Source organism: Bradyrhizobium sp. USDA 4452 (assembly GCF_054063575.1).
In genome coordinates this window covers 4,642,765-4,659,701 of record NZ_JBSSGK010000001.1, presented here as the reverse complement: position 1 = coordinate 4,659,701, position 16,937 = coordinate 4,642,765, and the positions used below count along the sequence as shown (strand labels likewise).

Sequence of the window (16,937 nt, the reverse complement as noted above, 5' to 3'; positions counted from 1 at the left end):
CGTCGAGTTCCCTCAGACCGGTGAAGGCGAGGATAGGCAAGGCGCATCACAAGAGATCATAACGCGCTAAATCCGCATCCGACAATCCCGTGACCGAATTGGCCGCTCGACACCAGCCCGTGACGACCGCGCTTGAGTTACGGCTCCCTCTGGAGGCTGCCGCCATCAAAGCCTCACAACGACCATGCCGAGATACCGCCCGTTGATCGTATCGGACAAGGCGCATGTGGCGCGCTCAAGCCCGTCGATCATGACATGCGGAAGACGGATGTCGCCGGTCCGCGACCAAGCCGCAAGGCGGGCGAACCATTCCTCACGCGCCTGCGGATGATCGTCGGCGCTGAAGCCGCGGATGGTGATCTTCCTCAAAAGTATCTGAGTCGAATCCAGCACGACGGGCGCGGTGCGGCCTGTTCCTGCCACCGCGAGCTGACCCGACAGCGTCCCGACGATGACGAAGCGGGCGCCTTCGCGGGCTACGCCAATCGCAGCCTGCAGCTGCTCGCCCCCGACATTGTCGAGAAAGATATCGACCCCGTCGGGGGCCGCCTCGTTCAGCCGGTCGACGAAAGGCTCGTCTCCGTCGCGGACCACCACCGCGTCGTAGCCGAGTTCAGTGATCAGGCGATCCGCTTTCGCGCGCGAGCTGGTGCTGCCGATCACGCGGCCCGCCCCCAGCAAGCGAGCAATCTGCCCGGCCATCGAACCGATCGCGCCGGCGGCGCTCGATATGAAGACCGTCTCGCCGTTTGCGATCCGCACGCCGCGGGTCAGTGCCGCATAGGCGGTCGCACCATGCCCGAGATAGCCGAGGTAACCTAGCGGCTCCGGCAACGGCGCGTCCAGCCGGACGCATCGCGCGACAGGTACAATGGCGTAATCACGCCAACCGAACATGTGCTGCACGATATCGCCCGGCAACAGACTCCCGCCGGCGGGCGCCGTCATCACTTCTCCGATCGTCTCGCCGAAGAGACCGTCGCCAGGCCGCAGCGCGGGAAACGGCACGCCCGGTATGTCCTCCGCTCCCTCGCTCACCATTTGGCGGAGTGATGCCGAGACGACGAAGGCGCGGTTGCGCACCAGCACCTCGCCTGCGCCGGGAGTTGGCACGGGAGTCTCGGTAATTTCGAAATGTTGCGGTCCGGGCAGGCCCTGCGGCCTGATCTTCAACCTGACCTCGCGGCCGATCTCGATCGCTGCCATGTGCAATCCTTTGACTTGGCCCGTCGATGGGGCGAAATGTGAGCACTTGGCTCACATTACTGGCGGAGAGGTCCAGGTGGCTACTCGCATTCCGGCAGCGACGAGCAAGATGCGGAAAGTGCCGCGTCAGGCCCGTTCGCGTGCTACCATCGAGGCCATCCTCGACGCCGCCGCTCACATTCTCGGCGAGCGCGGCTGGTCCGCGACGACGACCAATGCGGTGGCGGAGAGGGCCGGCGTCAGCATCGGATCGCTCTACCAATACTTCCCCAACAAGCTTGCGCTGGTCGAGGCAACCAGGCGTCGGCACTTCGATGAATTGCTGGCGGTGCTATGCACCGCGACCGACGACACAAGATCGCGAGCGTGCCGCATCGTCGCATTCGTCGACGGCATGATCGACGTGCATCGCCGCTTTCCCGCGGCCCATCGGGTTCTGCTCGAGGAAGCGCCGCGTGATGCAGCCGGCGCGGCCACGCATCGCCGGTTCGAGACGGAATATCGCAAGGGCTGCGAGGCGCTGTTCACCGCGAACATGCGGGGCAACGCCACCGATACCCGGATCGCCGCGCGGGTGCTTGCCGCAGCAGTCGCCGGCGTCGTGCACGAGGCCGCGCGGCTGGATATTCTGGCATCGCCTGCCCTGCGGCAAGAGCTGATCGCATTGGTCGGAGCCTGCCTCTCGAAGCGGCGCGCTGTCGCAGGCAAATGATCGGGGATCCTCGCAACGCGCGGAGCCGACCGAGCCGAGCTTGGCCACAGCGACGATTGTCCTCACAACGCGATGGCGTTCTTCAAGCGAGACGTCTCTTGATACGCCGGCGACGCCAGATGGCCGTACAGCCATGGCCTTGCGCGCTTGCCGCTGACCTCATGCACGCCGTCGAACACGTCCATCTCGATCAGATCCGGATGGGCCGATGACGCATAGACGGATCGCATCTCCGCGAACTTCTCGTCCCGCCCGAGCTCGACCGCGTTTGCAGCATCGCGGCTGCCGATCTCGACGAACAGCGGACACGGAGAGAGCAGATACGCGAGCTCCGCGCCGGTATACCTGGCGCGGCTGTTGGCGAAATGAATGTAGGTTGCGAGCTCGATGCCGAGGTTCTTGCTGACGACGGACGACGTCAGAAGCTTCCTCTCGTCGCGCATATATCCGGAGATGACGGTCGGCCGCATTTGTCCGGTGGCGGCTTCCAGATGCAGCGCCAGAAGCGCACCCCAGGACGCCCCGTAGACGCCGACATTCAGACCTGACACACCGGTCAGCTTGCGGCAGACGATCTCTCCGGCGTCGATCGAGGCGCACGACACGTTGTGCGCGGAGACGCTATGGGATGCCAGCATCGCGGCGATGTTGTTCTGGCTTTCCTGGTTTCCGATCTGGACGATGTAGGGACACCAGACCACATAGCCGTCCTGGCAAAGCTGTTTGCCGAGCGCGTTCATGTAGTCCTTGTCGGCGTCATCGAAGCACCGCTCCGGCGTGCTCGCCATACCGTGGCCGAGCAGGATCAATCCCTTGAGCGGGCCGTCGGGAATCCCGAGACATCCGCGCACCGGCACGCCGCATTCCAGATCGAACTCGACCTTCACGACCGAGAATCCATCCGCCGTGCCGCGCCAGAGAATCCGGATCTCGTCGTGCGATGGCCTATACAGCCGCCGCTCCCGGAACAGCGACCGCATTTCCCTTCGGATGCCCTGGCCGGTGGCGACTGCGCGCAGCTTTCCTCTCGCCGCGATATCGAAGAACGACCGGCAGAACGTGTCGTAGCCAAGCGCCGGCAGATCGACATTCGCGCACGATCCCTGGCAGTGACTGAGTGCCAGCGTGTTGCCGGTGACCGATGAGGGTCCGACCAGCGTCATCAACAATCCGGAAAGCGCCCTGCGGCTGATCATCGGCCCTCCCTGAGCCGGCGATGGCTCGACCACATGTCGCCGCCCAGCAGGCGCGACAAGTCGCGCGGATACAAATTAAAGGATGTTCATGGTCGAAGGTTCGCGCGCGGCGTTGCAAGCGTGTGACGCTCGCAGGCCTAGCGCCGCGACAATTCAAGCCGAATACGTTTCGAGACGCTTCGGAAGTATTTCCGACTGTCACACGGGTTCAATTTCGCCACACGCGGCGACGACCGTCGGGTCAGATCTTGGACTTGACCTCGGTAACCTTGGCATCGGCGGCCTTCGGCGCTTCGCCAAAATCGAGCTTCTTCTGGAAGCCGATCTGCACGTTCACCGCCCACGGCTGGACCTCGTCAGGCCGGCGGACCTGCCGGACAGAGGCGCCGGCCGTGCCGATATATCCGTCGCCGAAATCGTGCGCGAAATCGAGGCCGGTGAGGAACGTCGTGCTCCATAGATCGGTGTTGAGATAATCGTCACGGCGATAGCGCGCCAGCAGGCTGACGGCGTTCTTGTCGTCGAACTTGTAGCTGACCGAGGCCTCGTTCGACTGCCCGACATCGAGCGAGGCGAACGAGAGCGTGGTGTCCGAGACCGTTCGCGACGACCCGACGCCGAAGGTCCATGAACCGGCCTGGTACTTGGCCTTGGCGGTGTAGAGCAGCTGCTTGACGTCGTCGAAATCGGTCGTGTCGTAGCTCGCGAAGTATGGCGATACGGAGCCTTCGACGTCGACGCCGCTGCTCTTCACCGTGAAGAACACGTTCGGCTGCACGATATTGTGGCTGCGATCGAGGCCGAAAATGTCGGTCGCAAGATAAGCCACGCGCGACAGCACGAGCGACGTGCCGATCTCGCCGGTCCCGAACTTGTAGGCGAAGCCGGGCATGAAGGTGCGCGTCACGAAGTTCTCGTCCTGGGGCAGGAAATCACCCAGCGTGAAGATGTTTCGCTCGTTGAGCGCGTTGATGCCGGTGTCGACATTGGCGAATATTCGAAAATCGGTGGTGTCGTATTCGACGCGGTTGCGCAGCTGCACGCCGTGCGAGCGGCGCGCCCAATTGTCGTCGACCGTCGTCGTCAGCGTGGTACGCAACGCCAGCTTCGGTGCAAGCTCGATCGCCCCGCTGGCTGCGATGATGGCCGTGGTGCTGGGGGCGGCGACGCCGGGATCGTATTGCGTGTCGGTAAACTTGACGCTGAGTCCGATGATGCCGTCCTGAAGCGAGCCGCGCAGATAATCGTAGTTGATCGTCTGCGTCGCGAACGCGCTGCCACGCGCGCCCAGCGTGTCGGTCGGATTGGCATCGTAGCCCGTGCGCAGGCCGATCGAGCCTGCATTCACGGTTACCGTCCCCGCCGGAACGGTCTGTGCAAGTGCCGCAGAGACGCCGAGCTGCGAAGCAACAACAACCGCCGCCAACGACGCACGCCGAATCATGGACGCGACCCTCCGCTCACAGCGTCGGAAATCATGGTTAATCCGCCGTTAAATGTGCAATTTAAGGTTGATTTCGGTGTCCCGTCTGAAGCGCTTCGCGACCGATTTTGATGGCATCATCAGCATAGATGAAGGCATCAGGAATTTCGATAACATGGTTAACGCTAAGTATTAGAGTAAAGAACCACTTCAAGTTGTATGCGAATCCGGAACGTGAATAGTGGCGGCGACCAAGCAAACGGCTTGGCTTGATAACAACGGAGGAAGTCATGAAGCAGTATATCGTCGCCGTCGCTCTTGCCTCGCTCGTCGCCTCGCCGGCCTTCGCCGGCGGCCCCCGCGGTGGTGGCGGTGGCCTGATCGGTTCGGTGATCGCCCCGATCACGACCGCGGTCTCCGCGCTCAATGTCAACGCGCTCAACAACGTCAACGTGCTCGGCGGCGGCGTGAACGTCCTGAACGGCAACAAGACCAACGTTTCGGCCATCCTGCCGATCAGCCTCAAGAACACCAACATTCTGTCCGGGATCCTTGGCGGCGGCCACTCGCACGGCTGCGGCTGTAACTAAGTGCTGATGTCGGGAGGCACCGAGGTGTCCTCCCGACAGCTTCGGGCGAGAGCTTCCTGCAAGCCACGCCACTCGACCAATTCACCCCGTCCAACCATCCAGGCAACCTCCTCCTCAAGACTCCGGATCGCGTCACGGCGGTTGTCGGACGCAGAGGTTCCGGTCATCATTCGGCAGGCTGATTGCCTTGCGAGACCGGGTTGCCAGTCCTGCCTTTGCCGAATTCCTGCGCGAGCAACTCGCGCCGCTCGGCCGAATCACGATGCGGCGCATGTTCGGCAAGACCGGCGTATTCTGCGACGGCGTGATGCTCGGGATGGTCACCGACAACACATTCTACGTGCGGGTCGACGATCAGAACCGCGAGACGTTCAGGGAGGCGGCGGCGAGCCCGCCGCTCAACTACGCCAAGCAGGGCGTGACCATCGATCTCGCATTCTGGCGGGTGCCGGAACGGCTGTTCGATGAGCCCGACGAACTCGTCGTCTGGGCGCAGGTTGCGCTGGCCGCCGCGCGCCGGGTCGCAGCCAAACGAGCCGGGCCCGCCGCGCCCGCGCGAAAATCCCGAACAAGCCCGCCGAAACGCCGCAATTCCTCGTGACGCGCGCTGGCGCGCACCGGGAAAGCCCGGACTCGTGGCTCGGGCTGAATTGCTCTACGCAATAATTTCGCGATCGATGGGTTAATCTTTTGGGCAGCAATATTTTCCTGGAATGACCGATGGCGAACGACCTGCACGAGCACCTGATTGACCTGGCCTATGAGGCCGCTGTCGTCCCCGAGTTGTGGCCGAACGTGCTGCATCAGGTCGGCGGGATCGCGCGAGCGCGCGGTATCGTGCTGCTGACGGCAGCCCCGCACGACGTCCGCTGGGTCGCATCCCCCGACATGCACGACGACACGGTGGCCTATGTCGAGGGCGGCTGGCACGAGCGCAACGGGCGGTTGCCGCGCCTGCTCGCGGCCAATCATGCCGGCTTCCTGCGCGACATCGACGTGTTCGACACACCCGAGGAGGTGCAGCAGGATTTCCAGATCCGCGAGTTCTTCCGTCCGCGCGGGCTCGGATGGGGCGCCGGTACTGCGATTCCGGTGCCGAGCGGCGACGTGCTGATCTACAGCGTCGAGCGCGAATACCGGCACGGACCGATCGAGCGGGAAGCGATCGAGCAGCTCGACGCGCTGCGCCCGCATCTGGCGCGGGCGGCGCTGCTGTCGGCACGGCTCGGGATGGAGCGCGCCAGGGCGGCAGCCGAGTCGCTGGCGATGCTCGGACTGCCCGCGGCAGTGCTGCGGCGCGGCGGCCGTCTGATGGCGGCCAACCCGCTGTTCGACCGCCTGGTGCCCGATGTGATGCAGGATCGCTCCGATCGCCTGACGCTGGCGGCAACCGCCGCCGACGCGCTGTTCGCGCAGGCGCTGGCCGCGCTCGATCAGGGTCTCATCAGCGCCGAGGTCCGCTCGGTCCCGATCGCTGCGCAGGACGATCGCCCGCCGCTGATCGTGCATCTGGTCCCGATCCAGGGCGCGGCGCGTGACCTGTTCGACCGCGCGCTGGCGATCGTGATCGTGACGCCGGTGGTGCCATCGGAAGTGCCGACCGCGGAAGTGCTGCAGGGCCTGTTCGACCTGACGCCCGCCGAAGCGCGGGTCGCGCGCGGCATCGGCGAAGGACGAACCGTCGAGGCCATCGCCGTCGCGTTCGGCATCTCCCGCGAAACCGTGCGCAACCAGCTCAAGGCCGTGCTGGCGAAGACCGGGCTCGGCCGACAGGTGGAATTGGCCGGATTGCTCGCCGGCGCCAAGGTGCCGCCGGGTTCAGCGGCGGATTGAGACTCAAGCTGCGCCCAGACGAGCCTGCAAGAAACCGGCAACACGGTTAACCGCATCGGCCGTCGTTGGATCATTCTTCGCGACGCCGTGCGCCCTGCCCGGATGGAGCGCGCGCAACCATCCGCCGGCCCGCGCCCCTCGGGGGCATCGCAAAGGATCGCATGTTCAAACGGCGCGGGTTGCGCTAGTGATACCTCCCCTCCTCCCACCGTGCGCCCACCCCGGCGTACATCCAGTCAATGAGTGTATCTGAATGGCCGAAGCCGACCTCGACGCCGTCATCCGGCAAACCGCAAGAGCGCAGACCAAGGCCGTGATGGCGGCTGCCAGGAAGCGCCAGGCCGTCTGGGTCGCGCGCGCCGCCAAGGCCAAGGACAAGGAGACCAAGGCGCGCTTCCGCCACCTCGCCAAGAGCACGATCCTGAACGCCACCGCGACCGCCAAGCGGTTGCAGAACTCGGCGGAGAACGCTGCCGACGCCTATGCCCGCGCCATGAAGAAGGCGATGGAAGAGCCGCCGCCGGCCAACAAGCCGGAGAAGAGCCCTGAAAAGAAGCCCGATACGAAACCCGACAGGACATCCGGGAAGAAGCCGGCGAAGAAGAAAAAGGCCGCCTGAGAAGGGAGCGCACGCATGCTCACCGTTCACCATCTCGGCAAGTCGCAATCGGAGCGCATCGTCTGGCTGTGCGAGGAGCTGGAGATTCCATATGAGCTGAAGTGCACCACGCGCGATCCGGTCACGATGCTGGCGCCAGCCGACTACAAGGCACTGCATCCGATCGGCGCCGCGCCCGTCATCACCGACGGCGCGCTGGTGCTGGCCGAATCCGGCGCTGTCGTCGAATACATCGTCGCCAGATACGGCAATGGACGGCTGACACTGCCATCAGACCATCCCGACTTCGCCCAGTTCCTGTACTGGTTTCACTTCGCCAACGGCACGTTGCAGGCGCAGATGGGCCGCAGCATGATCCTGCACCGCCTCAACCTCGCGGCCGACAATCCGATGCTGGTCGCGACCAAGGCGCGGGTCGACCGCTCGTTCGACCTGATCGAGGCGCGGGTGCGCGACGCGCGCTATCTCGCAGGCGATGAATTCACGACCGCCGATATCATGATCGGCTTCTCGCTGACGACGATGCGTTATTTCGTGCCCTACGACCTCGGCCGCTGCCCCAACATCAGGAACTATCTCGGCCGCATCGCCGCGCGCCCGGCCTATCAGCGCGCGATGCAGAAGGGCGATCCGGGCATGGCACTGCTGCTGACGTGAGGTCGTGATGCCGCGTTACGTCGCCTTGTTGCGCGCGGTCAATGTCGGCGGCACCGGCAAGCTGCCAATGACCAAGTTGAAGGCGATGTGCCTCGACGCGGGATTTGCCGACGTCGAGACCTATATCGCCAGCGGCAATGTCGTGTTCTCCTCGAAGCTCGGCGCAGCGAAGGTCAAGGCCGCGCTGGAGCAGCGGCTGCACGCCTATGCCGGCAAGCCGGTCGGCGTTGCGGTGCGGAGCGCGGACGAGATCGCCGCGGTGCTGAAGGCCAATCCGTTTCCCAAAGCGCCGCCGAATTTTACGGTCGCAATCTTCCTCGACGAGCCGCCGCCGAAGGACGCCCTGAAGCACGTGAAGGGCCAGCAGGACGAGCAGGTGCAGCTCGGCAAGCGCGAGATCTATGTCGCCTATGGCAGCGGGATGGGCCGCTCCAAGCTGAAGATCCCCGCCGCCGCCAGCGGCACCGCACGCAACATCAACACGATCGCGAAGCTCGCCGAACTTGCGGCGGGTGAGGATTAGCGAAATTCGTCTGCATATCTGACCCGTCATCCTGAGGAGCGCGCGTAGCGCGTCTCAGGATGACGGGTTGAGTGCTTCGACTCGCGGCCAAGCAACGCGTTGCTACGTCTCCCGCACCGCGAATCCTTCAGCGCCGAGCCGCGCCAGCACCTCTTCCAGATGCGCGCGGTCGCGGGTTTCGATCACGAGCTCGAGCAGCGTCGCCTTGGCCGGCAGATCGGAGAAGGTGCGCTGATGCGAGACCTCGATGATGTTGGCGCCGGCATCCGCAAGCAGGATCGACACCGCCGCGAGCTGTCCTGGCCGATCGACGATGTCGAGCGCCAGCTGCGTCAGCCGTCCCTCGCGCGCCAGCTCGCGGGTCAGGACCGAGGCGATCAGCCGGGTGTCGATATTGCCGCCGGTCAGCACGAGGCCGACATTGCGGCCGGCGAAGCGTTCCGGTGCCGCGAGCACCGCCGCGAGGCCGGCAGCGCCGGCGCCCTCGACCACCGTCTTCTCGATCGAGATCAGGGTCGCGACCGCGCGCTCGATCTGGTCCTCGCTGACGAGGACAATGTCGTCGACGAGCTTGCGAACGATTCTGGTGGTGATCTGGCCGGGCGCCTTGACGGCGATACCCTCGGCAAGCGTATCGCCGCGCATCGGCAGCTGCGCGCCTTTGACGGCATTGTACATCGACGGATAGAGCTGGGCCTGCACGCCGATCACCTGCATCGACGGGTTGATCGCCTTCGCCGCGGTGGCGATGCCCGAGATCAGTCCGCCGCCGCCGATCGGCACCACCAGGATATCGAGCTCCGGCACCGCCTCGAGCATTTCGAGCCCGATCGTGCCCTGTCCGGCAATGATCAGCGGATCGTCATAGGGATGGACCAGGATCAGGCCGCGCTCGGCGGCATGCGCGTCGACGAACGCGAAGCATTCTTCCAGCGTCTGCCCGGTGATGATGACCTCGGCGCCGTGCCGCCTGGTGTTCTCGATCTTCACCATCGGCGTGCCCATCGGCATCACGATGGTGGCGGGGATACCGAGCCGCTTGGCGTGATAGGCCACGCCCTGGGCGTGGTTGCCGGCCGACATCGCGATCACCCCGCGCTTGTGCTCCTCGGGGGACAGCGCCTGCAGCCGGTTCAGCGCGCCGCGCTCCTTGAAGGTCGAGGTGAATTGCAGGTTCTCGAATTTGAGGAACAGGCGGCAGCCGCAGATCTCGCCCAGCGTGCGGCTCTCGTTGCACGCCGTGACCATGACGGAATCCCGGATCACGTCGGCGGCGCGGCGCACGTCGGCAAGAGTCACGCCCGCGAGGGGCGCAGCGGTAGTATCGGAAGAATGCGGCATCGGGTTTCGCTTTGGACCGTTTCGTCAGCGGAACCTAGCGTGTTTTGGCGCCGAAAACGACCGCGCTCGGACATGATCCGGAAGAGTGCGAAGCGGTTTTCCGGAAAGATCATGCTTGGACAACGAGCTGGAGCGCGATGAGGGTTTAACCCCGCCGCGCTTCAGCTTGCCGTCAAGGCCTCTTCCTCCGGCTTGGCCGGCCGGGCCAGTTCGGTCGCATCGCATTTGGGGCAAAGCAGCGCGGTGCGGAAATGCCTGTCGAGCACAATGGTGCGCGTCCTGCCGCACTGGCAGCGCATCGGCTTGTCCATGGAAGATCGGCCCCGGTTCGAGACGCAAGGAAGGCTGCGCTTTGCTACCCCGGTCCGGTTAACCCAATATGACGTGCCGCCGGAAAAATCAGAAGAAGCCCGCGCTCAGATCGAGGCCATAGCTCGCCCTGAGCACCGCGACGAACAGGATCGCAAAGCCGAACAGCAGGACATGCCGGGCGATATTGCTCCGAAGCGAATTGGCCGGAAACACGCGTGCGATCGATTGAGCCAAAGCAGTCATTTGCGACCTCCAGAGCCACGTCCCGAAGTTAGGTCGCGCGCGAGGCCATGAGGTTCAACGCGGCTCGCGGAACGGCCGGCGGCGCACCGATGCGCTCGGCTCCGGGTCACGCTGCGGCCGCGCCTTGTTCCTGAAGCGGTGACCGACCACGATCAGCTTGCCCTCTTCGCGGATCTGGGACTCGGCCAATGGCACAGGCGGCAGATTGTCTTGCGTGACGGCCTCCAGCGCGCGCAGGAACTCACGACCGGCCGCTGTGATCTCCCAGCCTTCGACGTCACGCAGCACGTAGCGATTGCTAAAGATATCGAGTTCGGGAACCCGTGACGCCAGGCGCTTGATCCGCGCATGCCAGCCGTCGCCGCTCGAGGAGAGAATGGCGAGGTCGTGCTTGAGTGAATCGAGCGTAGCTCTGCCGCTGACGTGGCTGGCCAATATTTTTAGAATCGCAACCTGTATGCTCAACTGAAAGCCTCGACCGCCACGGTTCTTTTTGTTCTGCGCAGCCGATCTGGAAATTATCGCGCTGATGACTCCAGCGTCCAGTCATCAGCGCCAGTTATCCAGAAGACCGCATGACGGTATCGATTTACGCCGCGCGCGATGTGCCGACGCGGCGCTCAGGCCGCTGCGACGACATCGATTCCTCTTCCGTATCTTGCGGCGCGCCCCAAAACTCCCGCACCGTCGGCCCGTGCCTCAACCTGCGAGCGCGCAGGAAGCCGAGAATCTCGTGCGGCCAGACCCGGCGACCCATCTGCGTGTACCAGCGCATCGCGTGACGAAGCCCGGCGTCGCGGTGCAGCAGCACGCGGAGCAAGGCCTTCGGGCGGCATTGCAGCACCATCTCGGTGAACTTGAACCAGAGCAGTACCCGCCACGGCGGCATGTGCCGGGTCGCGAGCACCTGATGCTTGTAGTCCCAGAGCCGGCGATCGGTCTGGATGACGCGCCGCTCTGCCGCGAGACGGAAATACGGCGTCCAGCGATGCGGCGTGACGTAGAGCATCTGGATCTGATCGGGATCGTAGGACAGCAGCTGCCGCAGGCCGCGCCAGTGATCGCGATCGGTCTCCTCCTCGAAGCCGACCACCCAGGTCGCCATCGACAGGATGCCGTGCCGGCGCATCAGGCGAATGGCCTCGCGATCGATCGTGGTGGTGGCGCCCTTGCGGATCAGCTCCAGCGTCTTCTCGTCGGTGTTCTCCATGCCGAGCAGGAAACGCTGCCAGCCCGCTTTCTTGTAGAGATGCAGGATGTCGGCATCGCGGACGATGTCGTCGGCACGGGTCGAGCCGACCAGGATCAAATCGACATTCTCCGCGATCAGGGCCTCGAGGAAGGTCCGCCAGGCTTTCTTCGAGACAGTCGGGTTTTCGTCGGCGAAGTTGATCACCTTGACGCCGTGCTCGCGATGGAGCCGCGCCAATTCCGCGGCGAAGCGAACGGGATCGCGGTGCCGCCATCGCGTCCAGAAACCGCGCTGGCCGCAATAATTGCAGAGATGCGGACAGCCGCGCGAGAACTGCACCACGATGGCGCGCAGCCCTCCCCAGTAGCTGTAGCGCGCGTGATCGATCAGCTCCCAGCCGACGCGATAGGCATCGAGATCGCGTATGACGGGCGCGGGCCGCGTGGCGCGCGGCCCATCATCGTCGCGGAATGCGATGCCGTCGATGCAGCCGAGATCGCCGCCATACTCCAGCGCCCGCATCAGGCGGCGCGCGGTCTCCTCGCCCTCGCCGCGCACGATCGCGGTGACGTAAGGCTCCTCGCGCAGGATCTCGCGCCAGTGGTAGGTCGGGAACACGCCGCCATAGACGATCAGCGTCCCGGGCACCGCCCTGACGATCGCCTGCGCCACTTGCGTGATGACCGGATGGCCCGAGGTCGAGCCGGAATGGCCGAACAGCACCGCATCCGGCGAAACCCGCGATGCCTCCCCCAGGATCGCCGCAAGCGGCATCGGCCCGAACTCGGCATCGAGAAGCCGGACTTCATGTCCGTCGTCGATCAGGGGACCGCCGATCGACAGCAGGCCGAGCGGTGGTAAATGGTCGTCGGGGATCCGGCTGCCGATCGCCGGATGCGGCACGTTGATGAGAAGAATGCGCATGGATGATCGCTCCCGCTTTGGTTGGCGTGATCGTTCGTCCCCGCATCTGCGTAGAGAGAGCCCAACCCCCCGGCCGGGCTTTGGAACTACTGACAGCGCGACTGTGCGCTAGAGATTCGGCACCTCCGCCGGCGCGATCGCGGTCAGCCCGCCGAAGCGGCGTTCGCGACGATGGAACGAGGCGAGCGCGTCGGCGAGATCGTCGGCCTCGAATTCGGGCCACATCCGCTCGGTGAAATGCAGCTCGGCATAGGCGCCTTCCCAGAGCAGGAAGTCCGACAGCCGCTTCTCGCCCGAGGTGCGGATGATCAGGTCGACGTCACGCAGGCCGGCCTCGCCGGTGATGAGATCCGCAAAAGCCTCGCGGCTCAGCTGGCCTGCGCCGGCGGCGCGCGCGGCCGCGCTCAGGATCGCGTCGCGCGCCGAATAGTCGATCGCGATGCGCAGATGCAGCGTGGTGCCGTCGGCGGTCTCGGCCTCGGCGCGCGTGATCGCGGCGGCGATGCCGTCGGGCAGCCGGTCACGGCGGCCGATCACGGTGAGACGGACACCGTTGCGCACCAAGGCTGCGATCTCGTTGGCGAGATAGAACCGCAGCAGGCCCATCAGCGCCGTGACTTCAGCCTTCGGACGGCGCCAATTGTCGCTCGAGAACGCGTAGAGCGTCAGCGTGCCGACGCCCTGGTCAGGCGCGGCCTCGACGATGCGGCGGATCGCCTCGACGCCCGCCTCATGTCCGCGCAGGCGCGACAAGCCGCGCCGCGTCGCCCAGCGGCCGTTGCCGTCCATGATGATGCCGACATGGAGCCTCGCGACGGCTTCCGGCTTGAGCGCAATATTACTTTGCATCACAAAGTCTCCAGGTAAAAAATGGAATAATCAAATCGTCTGAACGCGGAGCCGCCCGGGCGCGCCTTCGTGCTTGCCGGCGGGCTTTTCAGTCTTGCCGCCGGCCCTTTCAGCCGTGCCGGCGGCCTTGGCCGCGTCGCGCACCAGTTGCTCGAGCACGGCGAGATAGTCGAGGAAGCGACGGCGGCCGCTCTTGGTCAGACGACAGGTGGTGTGCGGGCGATTGCCTTCATAGCCCTTGATGACGTCGACGAGGCCGGCCTCCTGCAGCACCTGCAAATGCCGGCTGAGATTGCCGTCGGTCAGGCCGCAGAGCTGCTTGAGATCGGCGAAGGCGAGCCCCTTCGGATGCGCCATTAGCGAGGTCAACAGGCCGAGCCGCGCCTTCTCGTGGATGACACGGTCGAGGCCATCATAGGCGAATGGCGCGGTGGTCACGTCAGTCTTCGACATCATTGCCTCCGGAAGCGAAATACAACAGTGCTGCGAGCAGCAACTGGCCGATCGCGAATGGCAGACCCATGGTCCAGGGCGACAGCGCGTGGCTCTGGCTTGCGATCAAGAGCACCGTGAAGCCCGACAGGAAATACCAGGCGCCGCCGAGCGCGATCGTGCGCGGCAGCAGGCGGACCGAGGCGAACACGCCGAGGCTGACCAGCACCTGCCACAGACCGGGCAGCATCCACAGCGTCTCGGGCGCGAATTTCCATTGCAGGACCGCGAGCAGCACGCCGGCGATGACAGCGGGAACAAACTGCTCGATCGCCTGCTGCACCATCGCGTCCGCAAGGCCGGAATGATGCCGCCGCGAGCGCGCCTGCATCTCGATCCAGATCAGCACCGCCGAGAGCAGCGCGGCTGCCGCCCAGCCCGCGAGGAACACGATCGGTTGATGGGTCGGATCATCGAGCCAGAAATATTGCGCCAGCGCCGTAATCAGCGCGATGCCGCTGGTGGCGGCGACCGTCGCCGGACCGTAGCCGCGGAATGCTGTTCCCGCCGCGATCTGGCTGCGGATCGCGAGAATATCGGCCAACGCCTTGTCGAGGTCGCGCATCTTCTGCCCGCACTTTGTACTGCAAAGTATACGGGATCGCCAAGCAAACGCAAGCGGCATCGCGCGACTTGCCGGTCGTGATGTTTAACGGCCGGTTATTGCACGGATTGCGGCGAAAGCGTGCCGCCTCAGACCTTCACCAGGCTGGCAAAGCCGCCATAGATCATCCGCTTGACGTCGAACGGCACGTCCTTGCCCATCGATTCCAGGCGGGGATCGGCCATCACCTTGGCGTTGATCCTGTCGCGCTGGGCGCGCGACTTGTAGGTGATCCAGGCGAACACGACGGTTTCGCCAGCCTTCAGTTTCACGCTTTGCGGAAACGAGGTCAGCTTGCCCGGCTTGACGTCGTCGGCGACCCACTCGCGATAATCCAGTGCGCCGTGTTCGCGCCAGACCTTGCCGGCCATCTTCGAGAGCTTCGCATAGGCCTTGAGCTTCTTCTTCGGCACGGCGACGACGAAACCATCGACGTAGGGCATGGGCGTTTCCTGTTGTCCGGTTCCCCGTCACTGCGCGGAGCCAACGAGGCGCGCGCCCGTGCGACCTGTTGGCTCGCAAATGACGATCAGGAGTGACAGCAGGATGCCTGAACCGGCGCCGGTTGGTACTGGTCACGTAGCCGCACCCAATCCATCGGATAGGGCAAGCCCTCCTCGTGGCGCCCGAGCGGCGTCAGATCGAGATAGTGATAGGCCGCATTCATCATGTCGAGGCCGCGCGCGAAGGTCGAGTAAGTGTGGAACACGCTCCCCTTCTCGTCGCGGAAGAACACGCTGATGCCGGGCAGTTCGGGACCATAGAGCGGGGTCGTGCCATAATTGTATTTCGCGTCGCCCGCATCGATCTGGCTTTGCGTGAACGACACGCCGTAATCGTAGTTGAAGTCATTGGCGCCCGACGACACCCAGTCGAAGGTCCAGCCCATCCGCTGCTTGAACGCCTCGAGCTTGGCCGATGGCGCCAGCGAGATCGCCACCATCGTCGTGTCGCGTGCTGCCAGATGCGGGGCCATGCGGTCGAAGCCGTCGACCCAGAACGAGCAGCTCTTGCACGCTGCGTCCCACTCCGGCGCGAACATCACGTGCTGCACCACGAGCTGCGGCCTGCCCTTGAAGAGGTCGCCGAGCGTCACCTTGCCGGCCGGACCGTCGAACACGTAGTCCTTGTCGACCTTCACCCACGGCAGCTCGCGGCGCTCTTGGCTCAGCGCCTCGCGAGCCCGGGTGAGCTCCTTCTCGCGAGCCATCAGCGCCTTGCGGGCCGCGATCCATTCGTCACGCGAAACGATCTTGTGCTGTTGCATGAGATGCTCCGTTGCGGTTCAGGCGTCGACGTACTGCGCGAGATTGCCGAGGAATTCGGTCCAGCCGCGCTGGTGATTGTCGCGCGCGGTCTCGTCGACGAACTGCGCGTGATGGAAGGTGAGCAACGTGCCGCCGGCGTCGGGCTTGATCGACACCGTCACCTCGGATTCGCGTTCCGGCGTCGAATGCCAGGCCCAGCTGAACACCAGCTTCTGGTTCGGCACCACCTCGCGATAGATGCCGCCGACCTCGTGATATTCGCCGTTGGCGCCGGTGAACTTGATCCGGTAGCGTCCGCCGACACGGACATCGAGCTCGGCCTGCGTCGTGCCGGGCTTGACCTGGCCCGGACCGAACCATTGCACTAGGTTTTCCGGCTCGGTCCACGCGGCGTAGACCTTTTCCGGCCGGGCGCGGAGGCGCCGCGTGAGGGTGAGGCTTGGTCGCGCGGCGAGGCCGGCGTCGGCTGCGGCTGCGGACTTGTTGGCTGCCATGGGTCTTCCTCCACAAAAGCGGCAAGGCGGTCGAGATTGTCGGACCAGAATTGCGCATAGCGATTGAGCCAGTTCATCGCCTGCTCCATCGGCCGCGCGGTGAGCCGGCACGCGACCGTACGGCCGGTCTTTTCGCGCGCGACCAGGCCGGCATCCGTCAGCACGTCGAGATGCTTCATGATCGCCGGCAGCGACATCGCGAATGGCTGCGCCAGCTCGCTCACCGACAGGCTTTCCTGCTCGCCGAGCCGCGCCAGCAGCGCGCGGCGGGTGGGGTCGGAAAGCGCCGCGAAGGTGCGGTCCAGCGTTTCGTCCTGATACTTAACCATGTGGTTTAGTATAGGCGCAAACGGCACGACGTCAAGCGCCTACCTTCACGATCACGTCAATGCCGGGGCGTCGCGACACCAGATGGTTGGGACGATCGCAGGCGGAGAGCAGAAGCCCTCCCGGCCGGCG

At 64.8% G+C, this 16,937-nt stretch carries 21 protein-coding genes and 1 pseudogene; 7 read left to right on the top strand and 15 right to left on the bottom strand.

Translation table 11 applies throughout. The features are described 5' to 3' along the window. Nucleotides 1-165: 165 nt before the first annotated feature. On the bottom strand, nt 166-1,173 hold the full coding sequence (locus tag ACVISU_RS22370; RefSeq protein ID WP_456708336.1) for an MDR family NADP-dependent oxidoreductase: 1,008 nt from the start codon (nt 1,171-1,173) through the stop codon (nt 166-168). On the opposite strand from ACVISU_RS22370, the gene ACVISU_RS22365 reads away from it, so the two are divergent. Next, nucleotides 1,076-1,918, top strand: a complete 843-nt coding sequence (locus ACVISU_RS22365) for a TetR/AcrR family transcriptional regulator (protein WP_456708335.1) — start codon at nt 1,076-1,078, stop codon at nt 1,916-1,918. The two genes, ACVISU_RS22370 and ACVISU_RS22365, sit on opposite strands and share 98 nt — an antisense overlap. Nucleotides 1,919-1,980: 62 nt before the next feature. On the opposite strand, the gene ACVISU_RS22360 is transcribed toward ACVISU_RS22365, so the two are convergent. Both ACVISU_RS22360 and ACVISU_RS22355 read right to left on the bottom strand, forming a co-directional pair. Further along, nucleotides 1,981-3,114 (bottom strand): hypothetical protein, encoded by a 1,134-nt coding sequence (locus ACVISU_RS22360; protein WP_456708334.1) that lies wholly within the window; start codon nt 3,112-3,114, stop codon nt 1,981-1,983. A 241-nt stretch (nt 3,115-3,355) separates the two neighbouring features. Next, nucleotides 3,356-4,462 carry a hypothetical protein gene (locus ACVISU_RS22355; RefSeq protein WP_456708333.1) on the bottom strand — a complete coding sequence of 369 codons (1,107 nt, stop codon included), beginning with the start codon at nt 4,460-4,462 and terminating at the stop codon, nt 3,356-3,358. A 365-nt stretch (nt 4,463-4,827) separates the two neighbouring features. Here ACVISU_RS22355 and ACVISU_RS22350 point away from each other — a divergent pair, with 365 nt between their 5' ends. The 6 genes from ACVISU_RS22350 to ACVISU_RS22325 all read left to right on the top strand — a co-directional run bounded on the left by ACVISU_RS22350 (nt 4,828) and on the right by ACVISU_RS22325 (nt 8,759). Beyond that, nucleotides 4,828-5,127 carry a hypothetical protein gene (locus ACVISU_RS22350; RefSeq protein ID WP_050402215.1) on the top strand — a complete coding sequence of 100 codons (300 nt, stop codon included), beginning with the start codon at nt 4,828-4,830 and terminating at the stop codon, nt 5,125-5,127. A 187-nt stretch (nt 5,128-5,314) separates the two neighbouring features. Continuing rightward, a complete protein-coding gene (locus ACVISU_RS22345) occupies nt 5,315-5,728 on the top strand; it encodes a TfoX/Sxy family protein (RefSeq protein WP_456708332.1) in 414 nt (137 codons plus the stop codon). Nucleotides 5,729-5,847: 119 nt separating this feature from the next. Beyond that, nucleotides 5,848-6,960, top strand: coding sequence for a helix-turn-helix transcriptional regulator (locus tag ACVISU_RS22340; protein ID WP_456708331.1), 1,113 nt, complete (start codon nt 5,848-5,850; stop codon nt 6,958-6,960). 253 nt (nt 6,961-7,213) lie between these two features. After that, the gene (locus ACVISU_RS22335; protein ID WP_050402217.1) at nt 7,214-7,579 is read left to right on the top strand and encodes a hypothetical protein; all 366 of its coding nucleotides are present in this window, start codon (nt 7,214-7,216) and stop codon (nt 7,577-7,579) included. Nucleotides 7,580-7,594: 15 nt separating this feature from the next. Continuing rightward, entirely contained in the window at nt 7,595-8,236 is a 642-nt protein-coding gene (locus ACVISU_RS22330) for a glutathione S-transferase family protein (RefSeq protein WP_456708330.1), read from the top strand. A gap of 7 nt (nt 8,237-8,243) precedes the next feature. After that, nucleotides 8,244-8,759 (top strand): DUF1697 domain-containing protein, encoded by a 516-nt coding sequence (locus ACVISU_RS22325; RefSeq protein WP_456708329.1) that lies wholly within the window; start codon nt 8,244-8,246, stop codon nt 8,757-8,759. Nucleotides 8,760-8,861: 102 nt separating this feature from the next. On the opposite strand, the gene ACVISU_RS22320 is transcribed toward ACVISU_RS22325, so the two are convergent. The 12 genes and pseudogenes from ACVISU_RS22320 to ACVISU_RS22265 all read right to left on the bottom strand — a co-directional run bounded on the left by ACVISU_RS22320 (nt 8,862) and on the right by ACVISU_RS22265 (nt 16,807). Then, nucleotides 8,862-10,100, bottom strand: a complete 1,239-nt coding sequence (locus ACVISU_RS22320; protein WP_456708328.1) for a threonine ammonia-lyase — start codon at nt 10,098-10,100, stop codon at nt 8,862-8,864. A 161-nt stretch (nt 10,101-10,261) separates the two neighbouring features. Then, nucleotides 10,262-10,411 carry a hypothetical protein gene (locus tag ACVISU_RS22315; RefSeq protein ID WP_157113668.1) on the bottom strand — a complete coding sequence of 50 codons (150 nt, stop codon included), beginning with the start codon at nt 10,409-10,411 and terminating at the stop codon, nt 10,262-10,264. An 88-nt stretch (nt 10,412-10,499) separates the two neighbouring features. Next, nucleotides 10,500-10,655, bottom strand: a complete 156-nt coding sequence (locus ACVISU_RS22310; protein WP_244522179.1) for a response regulator — start codon at nt 10,653-10,655, stop codon at nt 10,500-10,502. A gap of 54 nt (nt 10,656-10,709) precedes the next feature. Then, nucleotides 10,710-11,120: an aminoacyl-tRNA deacylase gene (locus ACVISU_RS22305; RefSeq protein WP_456708327.1), complete on the bottom strand. Its 411-nt coding sequence runs from the start codon at nt 11,118-11,120 to the stop codon at nt 10,710-10,712. A gap of 124 nt (nt 11,121-11,244) precedes the next feature. Further along, nucleotides 11,245-12,771 carry a magnesium-protoporphyrin IX monomethyl ester anaerobic oxidative cyclase gene (gene bchE, locus ACVISU_RS22300; protein ID WP_456708326.1) on the bottom strand — a complete coding sequence of 509 codons (1,527 nt, stop codon included), beginning with the start codon at nt 12,769-12,771 and terminating at the stop codon, nt 11,245-11,247. A gap of 108 nt (nt 12,772-12,879) precedes the next feature. Next, nucleotides 12,880-13,620 carry a di-trans,poly-cis-decaprenylcistransferase gene (locus ACVISU_RS22295; RefSeq protein WP_456708325.1) on the bottom strand — a complete coding sequence of 247 codons (741 nt, stop codon included), beginning with the start codon at nt 13,618-13,620 and terminating at the stop codon, nt 12,880-12,882. 30 nt (nt 13,621-13,650) lie between these two features. Further along, nucleotides 13,651-14,073: a transcriptional regulator gene (locus ACVISU_RS22290; RefSeq protein WP_456708324.1), complete on the bottom strand. Its 423-nt coding sequence runs from the start codon at nt 14,071-14,073 to the stop codon at nt 13,651-13,653. After that, entirely contained in the window at nt 14,060-14,677 is a 618-nt protein-coding gene (locus ACVISU_RS22285; protein WP_050405436.1) for a hypothetical protein, read from the bottom strand. Before ACVISU_RS22285 ends, ACVISU_RS22290 begins: the two co-directional genes overlap by 14 nt. A 128-nt stretch (nt 14,678-14,805) precedes the next feature. Next, on the bottom strand, nt 14,806-15,159 hold the full coding sequence (locus tag ACVISU_RS22280; RefSeq protein ID WP_456708323.1) for a DUF1428 domain-containing protein: 354 nt from the start codon (nt 15,157-15,159) through the stop codon (nt 14,806-14,808). Between the two features lie 86 nt (nt 15,160-15,245). Then, nucleotides 15,246-15,983: a DUF899 domain-containing protein gene (locus ACVISU_RS22275; protein ID WP_456708322.1), complete on the bottom strand. Its 738-nt coding sequence runs from the start codon at nt 15,981-15,983 to the stop codon at nt 15,246-15,248. Between the two features lie 18 nt (nt 15,984-16,001). Then, nucleotides 16,002-16,364, bottom strand: a pseudogene (locus tag ACVISU_RS22270) (SRPBCC family protein); the annotation flags it as partial. Then, nucleotides 16,349-16,807 carry an ArsR/SmtB family transcription factor gene (locus tag ACVISU_RS22265; RefSeq protein ID WP_456708321.1) on the bottom strand — a complete coding sequence of 153 codons (459 nt, stop codon included), beginning with the start codon at nt 16,805-16,807 and terminating at the stop codon, nt 16,349-16,351. The pseudogene ACVISU_RS22270 and the gene ACVISU_RS22265, both read right to left, overlap by 16 nt. Between the last annotated feature and the right edge of the window lie 130 nt (nt 16,808-16,937).

Excerpts from the sequence above, each read along its gene's own strand:
- ACVISU_RS22290 (WP_456708324.1), bottom strand. The coding sequence starts at position 14,073 with ATGTCGAAGACTGACGTGACCACCGCGCCATTCGCCTATGATGGCCTC.
- bchE (WP_456708326.1), bottom strand. The coding sequence starts at position 12,771 with ATGCGCATTCTTCTCATCAACGTGCCGCATCCGGCGATCGGCAGCCGG.
- ACVISU_RS22335 (WP_050402217.1), top strand. The coding sequence starts at position 7,214 with ATGGCCGAAGCCGACCTCGACGCCGTCATCCGGCAAACCGCAAGAGCG.
- ACVISU_RS22360 (WP_456708334.1), bottom strand. The coding sequence starts at position 3,114 with ATGATCAGCCGCAGGGCGCTTTCCGGATTGTTGATGACGCTGGTCGGA.
- ACVISU_RS22310 (WP_244522179.1), bottom strand. The coding sequence starts at position 10,655 with ATGACTGCTTTGGCTCAATCGATCGCACGCGTGTTTCCGGCCAATTCG.
- ACVISU_RS22280 (WP_456708323.1), bottom strand. The coding sequence starts at position 15,159 with ATGCCCTACGTCGATGGTTTCGTCGTCGCCGTGCCGAAGAAGAAGCTC.
- ACVISU_RS22315 (WP_157113668.1), bottom strand. The coding sequence starts at position 10,411 with ATGGACAAGCCGATGCGCTGCCAGTGCGGCAGGACGCGCACCATTGTG.
- ACVISU_RS22265 (WP_456708321.1), bottom strand. The coding sequence starts at position 16,807 with ATGGTTAAGTATCAGGACGAAACGCTGGACCGCACCTTCGCGGCGCTT.
- ACVISU_RS22320 (WP_456708328.1), bottom strand. The coding sequence starts at position 10,100 with ATGCCGCATTCTTCCGATACTACCGCTGCGCCCCTCGCGGGCGTGACT.
- ACVISU_RS22340 (WP_456708331.1), top strand. The coding sequence starts at position 5,848 with ATGGCGAACGACCTGCACGAGCACCTGATTGACCTGGCCTATGAGGCC.
- ACVISU_RS22350 (WP_050402215.1), top strand. The coding sequence starts at position 4,828 with ATGAAGCAGTATATCGTCGCCGTCGCTCTTGCCTCGCTCGTCGCCTCG.
- ACVISU_RS22330 (WP_456708330.1), top strand. The coding sequence starts at position 7,595 with ATGCTCACCGTTCACCATCTCGGCAAGTCGCAATCGGAGCGCATCGTC.
- ACVISU_RS22285 (WP_050405436.1), bottom strand. The coding sequence starts at position 14,677 with ATGCGCGACCTCGACAAGGCGTTGGCCGATATTCTCGCGATCCGCAGC.
- ACVISU_RS22275 (WP_456708322.1), bottom strand. The coding sequence starts at position 15,983 with ATGCAACAGCACAAGATCGTTTCGCGTGACGAATGGATCGCGGCCCGC.
- ACVISU_RS22325 (WP_456708329.1), top strand. The coding sequence starts at position 8,244 with ATGCCGCGTTACGTCGCCTTGTTGCGCGCGGTCAATGTCGGCGGCACC.
- ACVISU_RS22295 (WP_456708325.1), bottom strand. The coding sequence starts at position 13,620 with ATGCAAAGTAATATTGCGCTCAAGCCGGAAGCCGTCGCGAGGCTCCAT.